This is a genomic window from Bacillus sp. UNC437CL72CviS29 (genome assembly GCF_000482345.1).
GTDB classification, from domain to species: Bacteria; Bacillota; Bacilli; order Bacillales; family Bacillaceae_G; genus Bacillus_A; species Bacillus_A arachidis.
The window spans coordinates 13,375-26,087 of record NZ_AXVB01000015.1 but is presented as its reverse complement, the minus strand read 5'-3'; the positions used below and the strand labels follow the sequence as shown (position 1 = coordinate 26,087).

The 12,713-nt window shown below is 34.8% G+C and carries 10 protein-coding genes, 1 pseudogene and 1 other annotated feature; of the genes and pseudogenes, 1 reads left to right on the top strand and 10 read right to left on the bottom strand.

What is annotated here, in order from left to right:
* Positions 1-300: 300 nt before the first annotated feature.
* The 4 genes and pseudogenes from M014_RS0114030 to proB all read right to left on the bottom strand — a co-directional run bounded on the left by M014_RS0114030 (position 301) and on the right by proB (position 3,794).
* Entirely contained in the window at positions 301-483 is a 183-nt protein-coding gene (locus tag M014_RS0114030; protein WP_026592318.1) for a YolD-like family protein, read from the bottom strand.
* A 668-nt stretch (positions 484-1,151) separates the two neighbouring features.
* Positions 1,152-1,244, bottom strand: a pseudogene (locus tag M014_RS29195) (DUF4180 domain-containing protein); the annotation flags it as partial.
* A gap of 1 nt (position 1,245) precedes the next feature.
* Positions 1,246-2,493, bottom strand: coding sequence for a glutamate-5-semialdehyde dehydrogenase (locus M014_RS0114025; RefSeq protein ID WP_026592317.1), 1,248 nt, complete (start codon positions 2,491-2,493; stop codon positions 1,246-1,248).
* A gap of 197 nt (positions 2,494-2,690) precedes the next feature.
* Positions 2,691-3,794 (bottom strand): glutamate 5-kinase, encoded by a 1,104-nt coding sequence (gene proB, locus M014_RS0114020; protein ID WP_026592316.1) that lies wholly within the window; start codon positions 3,792-3,794, stop codon positions 2,691-2,693.
* 168 nt (positions 3,795-3,962) lie between these two features.
* Positions 3,963-4,174, bottom strand: a binding site (T-box leader).
* Between the two features lie 518 nt (positions 4,175-4,692).
* On the opposite strand from proB, the gene proC reads away from it, so the two are divergent.
* Entirely contained in the window at positions 4,693-5,511 is an 819-nt protein-coding gene (proC, locus tag M014_RS0114015) for a pyrroline-5-carboxylate reductase (RefSeq protein ID WP_026592315.1), read from the top strand.
* Positions 5,512-6,025: 514 nt separating this feature from the next.
* Here the strand turns inward: proC and M014_RS0114010 are convergent.
* The 6 genes from M014_RS0114010 to M014_RS0113985 all read right to left on the bottom strand — a co-directional run bounded on the left by M014_RS0114010 (position 6,026) and on the right by M014_RS0113985 (position 12,145).
* Entirely contained in the window at positions 6,026-6,784 is a 759-nt protein-coding gene (locus tag M014_RS0114010) for an SDR family oxidoreductase (protein ID WP_026592314.1), read from the bottom strand.
* A 99-nt stretch (positions 6,785-6,883) separates the two neighbouring features.
* Positions 6,884-8,539 (bottom strand): putative ABC transporter permease subunit, encoded by a 1,656-nt coding sequence (locus tag M014_RS0114005; RefSeq protein ID WP_026592313.1) that lies wholly within the window; start codon positions 8,537-8,539, stop codon positions 6,884-6,886.
* Positions 8,532-9,257: an ABC transporter ATP-binding protein gene (locus tag M014_RS0114000; protein WP_026592312.1), complete on the bottom strand. Its 726-nt coding sequence runs from the start codon at positions 9,255-9,257 to the stop codon at positions 8,532-8,534. Before M014_RS0114000 ends, M014_RS0114005 begins: the two co-directional genes overlap by 8 nt.
* Positions 9,258-9,601: 344 nt before the next feature.
* Positions 9,602-9,796 (bottom strand): hypothetical protein, encoded by a 195-nt coding sequence (locus tag M014_RS0113995; RefSeq protein ID WP_026592311.1) that lies wholly within the window; start codon positions 9,794-9,796, stop codon positions 9,602-9,604.
* A gap of 263 nt (positions 9,797-10,059) precedes the next feature.
* Positions 10,060-11,439 carry an aldehyde dehydrogenase gene (locus M014_RS0113990; RefSeq protein ID WP_026592310.1) on the bottom strand — a complete coding sequence of 460 codons (1,380 nt, stop codon included), beginning with the start codon at positions 11,437-11,439 and terminating at the stop codon, positions 10,060-10,062.
* A 202-nt stretch (positions 11,440-11,641) separates the two neighbouring features.
* Positions 11,642-12,145, bottom strand: a complete 504-nt coding sequence (locus M014_RS0113985; RefSeq protein WP_026592309.1) for a DM13 domain-containing protein — start codon at positions 12,143-12,145, stop codon at positions 11,642-11,644.
* Positions 12,146-12,713: the final 568 nt, after the last annotated feature.

Genomic DNA, 12,713 nt, shown 5'->3' with positions numbered 1-12,713 from the left:
TTGCACAGAAATATAAACAAAATTATCAGAAAACTAAAATGATTATAAACACTTTCGTATTTGTTCCAGTATATAGTCTTTAATTTATAATTAACGCTTCTTTGAAAAGCACTCGACTGCCCTGGTATTCTCCTCTAAATCAGCGCATGATATCAGTAGATCTACTGCCCTTCACTTGTCTTCAAATTTTTGCTACAGAACCTTCATTTAAATACTTTGTTTACATAAAAAATATATTGCCAATTTTACAGTATCTCAGGAATCTTCATTTCTATTTTCCTCTATGGATAAAGAAAATCATTAATAGATTTCCTTAATATCAGATAAACATATAGAGAAGACCTCTTGCTGTTCATTTATTAAAATAAGTGTTTGTTGGTGCAAATCAAGGTTACAAACTTGTCCCTTACATGTTTGTAAAAATCCACTCTGATAGTAATCGATAGTGATTAAGTGATTTTTTGCTAATTTTCTTAATAACATGGATTTACCCCCATTCCACTAATAGTCTATATAAATGGCCTGTAAGTAAAAGAATCTAGGCTAAGTAAAAATTTCAAAAAACACCATTTGAAGCGCTTTCAAATCTAAACTAACAGAAACGTATCTTTAATTTATAATCAAAAGTACAGAAACTCACTAAAAAGTACAGTTTCTTATAAAATAATTTTTTAAATATTTAAAAATTCATATAGACGCAAAAACTTTAAGATAGTTACATGTAATTTCTAAATCTTGGACATACTGATACTATGACTCTAAAAAAGGAGTGTGATCAAAATAGAAAAACAAAAAGAACTCGTAGGAATCTACAAGTTCTTTTTGAGATAATTTTAATATGGCTACAGCAAACTATCTTAACAGACATAGCAAGAAAACTATTGAGATAATGGTTTGACAAGTTCATTATATAACAAATATTAACATTCTAAGATTACATTTTTGGAAATTATGTTAATTAAGAAATTAGGATAATTTATTGCGTTATTATCCCTTGGAAAATCCACTTAAATCAATATATACATAATAAAACCTTACAAAAATGTAAATATAGATAAATAGAGAAGACTATTATTTTTATTAAATGATTAGCCTAGAATACTACTTACTTTACTCTGCATCTACGGAGCTTAGTATAACCTTTCCATCTTCTACTTCAACGCACTTAATTTTTCAATTGCCTGTTGCTCGGTTGGTAAGAAAAAGAAATTGTTTCCCTTGTTACATTCATAGATGAAATACTTCTTACCTCCGAATCTGTCCATTCCCACGAATCACATATTTTGTGGAAGTCAATGCAGACAGACCCATCGGTCCCCTAACATGCAGCTTTTGCGTGCTGATGCCGATTTCCGCGCCGAAGCCAAATTCAAAGCCGTCAGTAAAGCGGGTCGAGGCATTATGATAGAGCGCCGCGGCATCGACGGACGTGAAAAACTTGCTGACGTTTTCCTCGTTCTCTGTAATGATCGCTTCGGAATGCATGGATCCATAAGTATTGATATGGGTAATCGCTTCTTCAACAGAGGAAACTATTTTGACTGCCAGCGTGAGAGACAAAAATTCTGTTTCCCAGTCTTCTTCTGAAGCGGGTACAAGAGAAGAATCAATTTCTAACACTTTCTTATCCCCACGTAGCTCCACTCCTCTTTCCTTCAAGAAAGCAAACAGCTCGGTACCAAATCGCTGCGCCCAATTCTCATGAAGTATAATTGTTTCAATAGCATTGCATACAGACGGACGCTGTGTTTTGGCGTTTACGATAATATCGAATGCCATCTGTTTATTCGCTGTTTCATCAATGAAAATGTGACAATTTCCCGCACCTGTTTCCAATACAGGAACAGATGCTTCTCTCACTACAGTATCTATCAACTGCTTGCCACCTCTTGGAATAAGAACATCCAAGTACTCGTTCAATGTAAATAACTCTTTTGCGCTATCTCGTGACGTGTCTTCAATGAGCTGTACACTCTCTGGAGGCAAGCTCGTTTGTTTGAGCGCTCGGTGAATCACAGCAACGATGGCTTTATTGGAATAAGTGGCGGAAGAACTACCTCTCAAGATCACTGCGTTGCCTGTTTTCAAGCAAATTGTAGCCGCATCCACCGTCACGTTCGGCCGCGCCTCGTAAATCATCCCCACAACACCGAGTGGCACGCGCATCTCCCGAATAGACAATCCATTCGGCCGTTCCCATGTAGCTACACATTCTCCGACAGGATCGCGCAAATCAATCAGCTGTCTGATTCCCGCTGTCATATCAATGATGCGCTGTTCGTTCAGCATAAGACGATCGAGGAGAGAGGCAGACATTCCTTTCGCTTTGCCTTGTTCGATATCTCGTTTGTTCTCCTCCAAAATGTAGGATGTCTCTTCTATCAATTGCTCAGCGATAGCCGCCAGTGCTTTATTTTTTTGATCAGTCGATTTGGTCACAAGCTCTCCAGCAATCTCTTTTGCTTTTTGTCCCTTTGTCAACACTTCATTCATTTTCGTTTCCTCCTTTTTAAAATTAAAAAGCATAAAATTTGAGGCGTGTTTAACTACTCCAACTTGTCACTACCATCCAAGACTCTTCTGCATAGATATTAGTTGAATCAATCGGAAGTTTAGAGCGAGTAAAGACAAACAACGCCTTTTAAGACGGGGAACCTTGTGTTCTTCACTTTAAGATCCCTCTCGGGATCTTAAAGTGAAACCCAATTATCTCTATGAATAACTTCATAGCTATGCCTTTCGCCTCGCGCTTGAATGTCATGGCTCTGCATACCTTTTAAATCCCGCAATTCCTCTGAACTATATCTACACTGTCCTTTTCCTATCACGCGTCCCTGCTCTGTGATGACCTCCACGACCTCGCCTGCTTGAAAGAACCCTGACACACTGGTAACACCGGCAGGAAGAAGACTTTTTCCATGCTGAATGATGGCAGCGGCTGCTCCGGCATCCACTTCGATTTGTCCGCTGACAAGCGAATGTAATGCGATCCATTGCTTGTTCACCTTGATTACTTTTGGAGTAGCGTTACCGATATACGTTCCATCTCCTTTCCCCTTCAAAACATCTAAAAACTTCTCCCGTCCACGTCCTGTTCCGATGAATACACTCGCTCCGAGAGATAGTGCCGTCTTTGCTGCATCGATTTTCGATTTCATGCCGCCCGTTCCAAGTTTTGAGCCAGCATCTCCAGCAAGAGTGGCGATTTCTTCCGTAACTTCAGGGAGAAAGTAATATTTTTTTGCGTCCGGATGTTTCTGGGGGTTCTGGTCATACAAACCGTTCACATCCGTAAAAATCATGAGCATATCCGCCGAAACCAATCCACTTACTAAAGCTGACAACATGTCATTATCACCAAACGTTAGCTCCTCCAAAGAAATAGAATCGTTTTCATTGATTATAGGAAGAGCTGAGCGATTTAGTAACTCCACTAAAGTGGCGTAGGCATTGCTGTATTGTTCTTTTCTGGAAAAATCGCTTCTCGTTAGCAAAAGTTGCGAGGTAACGATCCCATATTTGCAGAATTCCTCCGTATACGCCTGCATTAACAGACTTTGCCCTACAGCCGCGGCAGCCTGTTTCCCTTTAATTGTCACAGGTCGGCCGGGATACCCGAGAGCGGAAAAACCTGCAGCGACGGCACCAGATGTAACCAGCAAGATTTCATGTCCTTCCTGCTTCAGTCGCGCCAAGGCAGCAACGTGATCTGAAAGCTGTTCTTTAGAGATACCTCCATGATTAGCTGCCAAGGAACTACTTCCGATTTTTACGACAATTCGTTGTTTTTTCACTTTTGTACCCCCTAGTCTAAAATCAAAGTTTTTTTGTAAATTGCGTCTCTTTTTTTCAAATGAAAACAAAATATGCTTCTATAACATGCAATTTTCAGCAAAGAATCCTTCACCAATGATGCCTATCTAGCAATAAAGAGCAAAATAAAAATGACCGTTCCGCCCTTAAAAAAGGACGAAACGGTCATTGTTCCGCGGTACCACCTTCATTGATATAAAATATATATCCGCTTGGCGCCTGTAACGCAGGCGTACGCCTAAACTTTCGTTTAAGACTCAGGGATAGGTTCGATACTTTCTATACGAGGAATCTTTCAGCCAGTGAATTCCACTCTCTTGCGTAAGAAGACATATGTACTAGTTCCCTTCAACGATTTTCAATTTAATTTTTTATACATTATGCGATATAATGTATTTTTGTGTCAAGAGATATTTTAGAAAATTAAGAAGGCAACAAGTTTTAAGCATTGAATTATGTACATACTGTATTAACATCACAATATCTAGAAAATGTTGATATAACTATACTTTATCTCTTGTTCATAAACATAAAGTTTTCTAAACATACATCTCTTAGCGTACACCAAAAGGAGTAATTCGTGTCTAAACATATAGATAGCGATACGTCCCTATTCTCCAAAATGATTTAAAATGTTTTGGAGTAGTTTATAACAAAAAATTTAAGTTATAGAGAATGTACTTGTTTAGTACAGAATAAGAGTGATTTCTATATATTTTTGTATTGCAAAAAATAGTGTACTCTCTTAAAATGTGTTTTTATACTAATCTCGATATAGTTTATACGGTTTATTTCTTCTACACAGAATATCATTATTTTTTCAGAATAATATTTTTAAACCAATAAAATTTATAATAAAAGGAGCAAGAGCGAATTATTATGAACAAACAAATAGGATTCATTGGATGCGGAAACATGGGTATCGCTATGATAGGTGGCATGATTAACAAAAATATAGTTTCTTCAGATAAAATAATTTGTTCAGATTTAAATGTCATTAATTTAAAAAATACTAGTGATAAATATGGCATAACTACAACTACTGACAACAATGAAGTAGCTAACAATGCTGATATTTTAATTTTATCAATCAAACCAGACCTATACTCATCAGTAATTAACCAAATAAAAGAGCAGATAAAAAACGATGTAATAATCGTAACTATTGCTGCAGGAAAAAGTATTAAGAGTACTGAGGATGCTTTTGGCAGAAAGTTAAAGGTTGTTAGAGTAATGCCTAATACACCAGCCCTTGTTGGAGAAGGCATGTCTGCGTTATGTTCTAATGAAATGGTTACAGAAAAAGATTTAGAAGATATACTAGATATATTTAATAGTTTTGGTCAAACAGAGATAGTAAATGAAAAATTAATGGATGTTGTAACATCTGTAAGTGGCTCTTCTCCAGCATATGTGTATATGTTTATAGAAGCCATGGCGGATGCTGCTGTACTAGATGGTATGCCAAGAGCTCAAGCATATAAATTTGCAGCACAAGCTGTATTAGGTTCTGCAAAAATGGTACTGGAGACAGGAATACATCCAGGCACATTGAAAGATATGGTTTGTTCTCCAGGTGGAACGACAATAGAAGCTGTAGCAACATTAGAGGAAAAAGGCTTAAGAACGGCCATCATCTCAGCTATGAAACGTTGCACTCAAAAATCTGTTGAATTATCCAGTCCAACCAAAGAGTAAAAACTAAGTTTAAAGGAAACCGATTAAGATATAGTTAGCCAAGTACACATATCTATAAATAGTTGTAAACCATATTTACATTTGGTTTACATAATGTCTCATTATCAATAGCAATTAAAATGGATAAATTCATACCTACTTGAGTTTGTCCATTTTGCTCTTTAATTATTTTAAGATAATTTTATGTAATCCTATTTTTATGTCCTGTTTGGTGCCTCTAGTCTTACAAAAACCCCCTTATTTTCCGCATAAGATCCCTCATAATTACCTTCATAAAAAAATGAGTTACTATATGTAGCATGTAAGGCGATTATCTCATGGGTTATTTACAAATAGATAAGAACATTTGGCACCTACTTATAAACGATATTTAAAAAAACGACACTAAATCTCTTAGTATCGTTTTTATTTTTAAATTAATCCTCGATATATTGATCAGCCATAACTTTCGAATATATATTTCGGATACATACAATAAAAGTAACTACATTCCAAAACGACCTACCTTCTCTTATTAATAAAACCCACCATTCGAATGAATTACTTGTCCTGTCACCCATTTTGCTTCTTCACTTACTAAAAATGCTATTAAACGTGCTACATCTACTGGCTCCCCTATTCTACCTGCCGGAAATTTGTTTACTAAATATGCTTGCACTTCTTCAGTCATCCACCCTGTATTGGTCGGTCCTGGATCAACAGCATTCACAGTAATCCCCTTTTTCATCGCAACTGGTGCTACTGAGGTAGTAAAAGCTTCAATCGCTCCTTTCGTTGCTATATAAGCAAGCTCATTCGGCATGGGCCCTAGCGATTGTCCAGATGTAAGATTGACAATATTTCCACTCGTTTCAACCGTATAATTTTTAATAAATAATGAACTTAATAGCATCGTAGCGCGTACATTTACTGTATAATGTCTGTCTAATTGTTCTACATCTAACTCTTCAACATTTGTATCCGTAGAATATGCAGCATTGTTAATCAAAATAGACGGCTCTCCTAATCGTTCTGATACCATATATAATAAACGGTTAGGGGCATAAGACTGCGCTAAATTCACCTCAGCCATTTCACATCGAACGCCATAATTTTCAACTTCTCTTTTCAATAAAAATGGTTCTTCATCATTCATGCTCCATGGCATTGCCTTATCATACCTAGGCCAGTACGTGAAAAATATATCGATACCTTTTTGCGCAAGTGCTGTGCAAATCGCTGCTCCAATTCCATTTAAACGTGTCGCTCCTGTAACAATTGCTATTTTCGTCACTTGTTTCTCCCCCTATTTTGCCTTCTCATAATTTCAAAACATAAATAGCATTTCTGACAAATAAATCCCCTGTATGAATACAGAGGATTTATCATTTTTTTATTTAATATTTGCTAGAATACGTTCTGCTCCTAACTGTAAACTACGTGTTACTATTACATTTATAATAATAAACGCAATCAATAGAATACTAAACATGCCCCATATACCGATTCCAAAGAAGTAGTATAATCCAACAACCCCACCTACGATTACTAGATCCATCGCGATATTTGCAAGGAAATTCCATAGAGTTGTATACCTGCTTTTAAATAACTTCTGCTCTGAATCCCAATGTATATCCGCCGTTTGAGCGTCCCAACGTGTACCGATTAAATTCGTTAACCAAAGACCATTTGCACTTAGTAAAAACCATAACAACATAAAGAGTGGTGAAACACCGGCAACAATTGTCATGATAAGACCAAACACAGCTAAAATTGTTACATTTATAAGCCATGCTGTAAAAACTTTTGCAAAAAATATATCTGATGCCTTTACTGGTAAATAACGATTGACAAACCACGAACTCCCATCCCTAGAAAAAGATGTTGTTGCAATAACATTACTTCCCATTAAGAATAAACCTGCACAGAAACCTATGCCAAGAGCTAGCCCAGACCATGTTGGTTCTTCTATAAACTTAGTTAACCATTTTAAGCTCCCCTCCTGTACGAAAATTATAAAGAATAGCATAATTGGCATAACAAAAGTTTGCACAATACAATTTATAAAAAATTGTGGTGTACGGAATAAAATTTTAAACTCTTTTTTAACATAAGCTTTTATGTGTGAGCTTTGTACAGTTGATTTTTTTAAGTTTTCTGCCGAGATGGCCTCTTTTTTTGCGGTACTCGTTGAAAGTCCGATAACTCCTTTTAAATACGTACGCTGTGCAACATAGAAAAACAATCCGAAAAACGCTAAAGAAATCGCTGCAAAAATCACAACGTATATAATCCCTTTCCAAGAAGCATTCTCTATTAACCCCATTGCACCAAAGTATGTAGTTGGAAAATAATTTGTCATCTGAACCAGTAAGGAAGATTGATGATCAGCAAAGTAATTTGCAAGCGCATCTCCTGATACTGCACTTCTGTTTCTCCATTGCATAAACACGTTAATGCCTACAATAAATAATAGAGTTAACAGCCCAATGAACATATTGCTACGATCTTTATTCTTAGCTATATTTGTATAACGCATAATAACCGTCATTAAGAGTGATGCGAGTACTAACGGAATAATAGGGAAAAATATGTAAATTAATAGTGCATATAAGTAATATGTAATAAGCGCACCAATTTGCAAACCATATACAATAAAGATTGGAAATAAAATGAAAGATCCCATTATATATTGTGTAATTAATACAGTAATAAATTTAGCCGTAATGATTTGTGATGGTTGTAGTGGTAAAGGTAGTAAAGTTTCAACATCATTATTATAATAAAATACCGTTAAAATGTTCGTAATACTAATTACAAATACCCATATGCTCGCAACAGCTAATCCCATTCCAATTATCGATGTTTCTTGTCCGATTGATTTCATTCCTACATACATCCCATATGTAAGTGGGCCGATAAATATAAAGCCAGCGAATAATAATGCTAAAAATGAAAATGCATACGCCAACCGTTTCTTTTTATCCGTTATGACATCTGCATAATTTAATTTCAATAATACTTTTGTTAATGTCCAAATTTTATTCATTTCCAGTCATCTCCAAGAACATTTTCTCAAGTGATTCATTGGATTTAAAATGATCTCTCATTTCATCTAAATTACCTTGGAACTGCAAATTCCCCTTATTAATAATCGCTACTCGATCACATAATTTCTCGGCTACTTCTAGCACGTGTGTTGAGAAAAACACTGTTTTCCCTTTATCTGCATGCTCCCTCATCATCTGTTTTAAAATAAACGCTGATTTTGGATCAAGCCCTGTCATTGGCTCATCTAAAATCCATACATCCGGATCATGCAGAAGTACACCAATAATAATAATCTTCTGTCTCATTCCGTGTGAATAACTTTGAATTTGATCTGACAAAGCATTATAAAGATCGAATCTCTCTGCTAAAAATTGAATTTTTTCCTGCCTAATTGCATTTGGCACCTCATACATATCAGCCATAAAGTTTAAATATTCTATCCCTTTTAATCGCAGAAACATATCTGGACTATCCGGAACATAGCCAAATGTTCGCTTTGCCTCCATAGGCTCTTTTGTCACATCTTTTCCGTTGACCAAAATTGTTCCTTTATCTATTGCATGAATACCTGTTACCATCTTAATTGTTGTTGATTTTCCAGCACCATTCGGCCCTAAAAATCCAAAAATTTCTCCACTCGGTACTGTTAAACTTAAATCTTTCACAGCATAGGAAGAACCATTGTAACTTTTTGATACATTTACAATTTCAATCATTTCATCCAATCCTTTCCTCATTTACCAATAAACTATATCTCTATTATAGCATACTTACATTTTAAGATTTTGTATTTTTCAGAATCACATAAACCTCCATGAAATACCTTTATAATTTATCGGTGTATTCAGAAAAATCAGTTCACTATTATTTCTATAGTAAATATACATATTCACTTTGATTTTTCAATATGTAAACTACGGCTATGAAAATAAGAAAAGAATCCCCACTCGTTTCTTCCATTTGGGCACACATAGCATAAGGGGATAAGAGTATAAGAAACACTGACCACAGATGTTCTCTCCACCTAAAAGGAAAGTTTTATATCAGTGTTTCATATTCTTTATCCATTAAAATATATATATAAACCTAGACCAACAATTAAAACAACTGCTAACAAAAGGTAAATCATTGTAAGTCTCGTAATATTTCCTTTCGTTGATTTACCATAATTTTCATCCCCATTTTTTCCAACCACTATCGTTCCAACAACTATTACTGCAACTATCATTAACATAATTAGCATCCACTTAATCATACGTTTCTCCCTCCCTTCCTCTTGCAACCATTTTACGATATTTTTACTGTCTATAACTTGTAAATATTATCATTTTTCTGAACTTTAATATATTTCTCACTCTTTTTTTACATTTACCTACTTGTTCTTACGTTAGATTCTTTATTTGTACAATACACTCATAAATACAATGGATTAGGTTGACAAGATAAAGGGAATCCATTCTCCTGGATTCCCTTTATGATTTCTTCTTTACTATCAACAGTAATGTTTAACGGAGCGTATTACTTAAAAATCTTTCGCAAAATTTCAATTTTGTTCCTATAGGGCGGAAATACCAATCCTAACTCTACCCTTGAACTTTTCTTTAAAATGCTTTTATGATGAGTAAAAGCATCAAAACTATGTTTCCCATGATAGGCACCGAACCCTGCATTTCCTACTCCACCAAAAGGTAAGTGGAGATTGGCCATATGTGACATTGTATCGTTGACGCACCCTCCTCCAAAAGAGATTCGCCCTAATACCTGTTTTTCAACATTTTTATTTTCAGTAAACACATACAAAGCTAACGGTTTTGGTTGGTTGTTAACCATATGAATGACTTCATCTAAATCATTGTAATCCATAATTGGTAAAATCGGTCCGAAAATTTCTTCTTTCATAGCTGCAGCATCCCATGAATTCACTTCAAGAATTGTTGGTTCAATATATAAATGACTTCTAGATGAATTTCCACCAAATACTATATAATTTCGGTCTTGTTCTAATATAGAAATAAGTCTATCGAATTGTCTCTCATTAATAATTCGACCGTAATCATTGCTTTTTAATACATCTGATCCATAAAAGCTTGTGATGATTTCTTTCATTTTCGAAATCAGTTTTCCCTTGACAGATTTGTGTACAATAACATAATCAGGTGCAATACAAGATTGCCCAGCATTTATGAATTTCCCCCAGATAATACGTTTGGCTGCTATATCCAGGTTAGCTGTTTCATCGACAATAGCTGGTGCTTTTCCACCAAGTTCTAATGTTACTGGTACAAGATTTTTCGCCGCAGCTTCCATAACAATTTTTCCGACTTGAACGCTACCAGTAAAAAAAATATAGTCAAATGGTGCATGAATTAATAAAGAAGTTGTTTCTCTATCTCCTTCAATTACACGAATATATCGCTTATCAAACGTTTCACCTATTATTTTGTTAATTACAGCTGCAACGTTTGGAGCATTTTCTGAAGGTTTGAGAACTACACAATTCCCTCCCGCAATTGCCCCGATAAGAGGTTCAATTAATGATTGAAATGGATAATTAAAAGGTCCAATAATTAGCACTGTACCATATGGCTCTTTTATTATGTAGCTTTTGGAAGGTAAAAAATGCATAGGTGTTTTTACTTTTTGAGGCTTCATCCACCGTTTTAGATATTTCATTATAAAATTGATACTGTTAAAGGCAAAACCAATTTCTGCAGCATACGCTTCAAACTCGCTTTTGTGTAAATCCTGATATAATGCACTCAGCACTTCATTTTCATATTTTTGAATAGATTTTTTTAATTTTTCTAATTGTTCAAGACGAAATTGAAGACTTCTTGTATAATCATTATGAAAAAATTGTTTATGCTCTTGAATCAGTTGTGGAATATTATCAACCATTAGGAAATTCCTCCAATAGCAAAAAATTATTTGATTTCACTGAATTTCAAGCTACATATTTTAGAATAAAGTTTGATTACAAATGTTCTATAAACCTTGATTCTAAATACGGTACTTTAGCAATAACTATTCCTACAGTTTACAACATCATTAACATACTCTTATACATTTCCTTGTAGGCTATATTTATATTAATATCATCCTATATCTCTTTTTGCTTCTCAAAATGAGCCATACCAAAATTTTCATTAAATCTCTTACACCATATAGAAACTAAACCATATGCATCGATATCTAAACCTTCAGGAATTTCATAGTTTTGAGATCCTTTATTCCCCTTTAAATTACCTAATTCAATATACTGATAGTTTTTAACATCTTCATTATTCTTTAAACTTTTCGTAGGAACCAATACCACTCGAACATCTGGACCATTAGAAGTTTCAAAATCAGTCAGTCTTAGAACACGCTTTCCATCTGGTAGTTGATAAATTGTTGCTATTCCATTCGTTTTATGAACACCATTCTGAAACTGCCCTTTGCTTATTACACGTTGTTGTTGATCTTCTTTTGATTTTATTTCTGTTTGTGGAAATACTTCGTTAATTTGCTTATCAATAAATAATTTTTCAGGACGGAATAAAAACCATAAAAATCCCCCAACTATTATTATTCCTCCAATAAACAATACATGTTTTGTTTTCATAAAATAAAAACCCTCCTGTAACATAGTGCTTGTATGTATGTTAACAAGAAGGTCTATCATTTCTATATCAAAACTATTACAAAAGTCTTTCAATCAGTTCTTTTTTTCTGATGTAACGGGAAGCGTAAACCGAAATTCACATCCGTAAGATCCCGAACACCAATTTCTCCCTTATGTATTTCAGTTAGCGATTTTGCATCACTATTTCGAGTTCAGACCCTTCGGATTGTGAACTTCTTGATGGATCCGTTCTGAAAAAACGTTCAAATATACGCATTTGATCATGTGAGCAATCCCTTGCCATTCATCATGGAAAGTGAATTGGCTTGCTGTTTTTGTTTATTTTGGTCTGTGTAGAAGGCAGCTCTCTCTTCTCTAGTTTCATTCGAATCTTAAAAATAGTTATACAAAAAGAGAAACAACGACAGAGGTTAATAAGATGTCTGCCCCTCTATTTTTTCAATTTTAAGCAGATAATTTTTTTGATAATACGTTATTAAAGCTTCTGTATGTTATTTTTACAATTTTTTAAGTTATCTAACAGACTAAAAGTAGATATCCTGTGACT

Excerpts from the sequence above, each read along its gene's own strand:
- M014_RS0114025 (WP_026592317.1), bottom strand. The coding sequence starts at position 2,493 with ATGAATGAAGTGTTGACAAAGGGACAAAAAGCAAAAGAGATTGCTGGA.
- M014_RS0114030 (WP_026592318.1), bottom strand. The coding sequence starts at position 483 with ATGTTATTAAGAAAATTAGCAAAAAATCACTTAATCACTATCGATTAC.
- M014_RS0114005 (WP_026592313.1), bottom strand. The coding sequence starts at position 8,539 with ATGAATAAAATTTGGACATTAACAAAAGTATTATTGAAATTAAATTAT.
- M014_RS0113995 (WP_026592311.1), bottom strand. The coding sequence starts at position 9,796 with ATGATTAAGTGGATGCTAATTATGTTAATGATAGTTGCAGTAATAGTT.
- M014_RS0113990 (WP_026592310.1), bottom strand. The coding sequence starts at position 11,439 with ATGGTTGATAATATTCCACAACTGATTCAAGAGCATAAACAATTTTTT.
- M014_RS0114000 (WP_026592312.1), bottom strand. The coding sequence starts at position 9,257 with ATGATTGAAATTGTAAATGTATCAAAAAGTTACAATGGTTCTTCCTAT.
- proC (WP_026592315.1), top strand. The coding sequence starts at position 4,693 with ATGAACAAACAAATAGGATTCATTGGATGCGGAAACATGGGTATCGCT.
- M014_RS0113985 (WP_026592309.1), bottom strand. The coding sequence starts at position 12,145 with ATGAAAACAAAACATGTATTGTTTATTGGAGGAATAATAATAGTTGGG.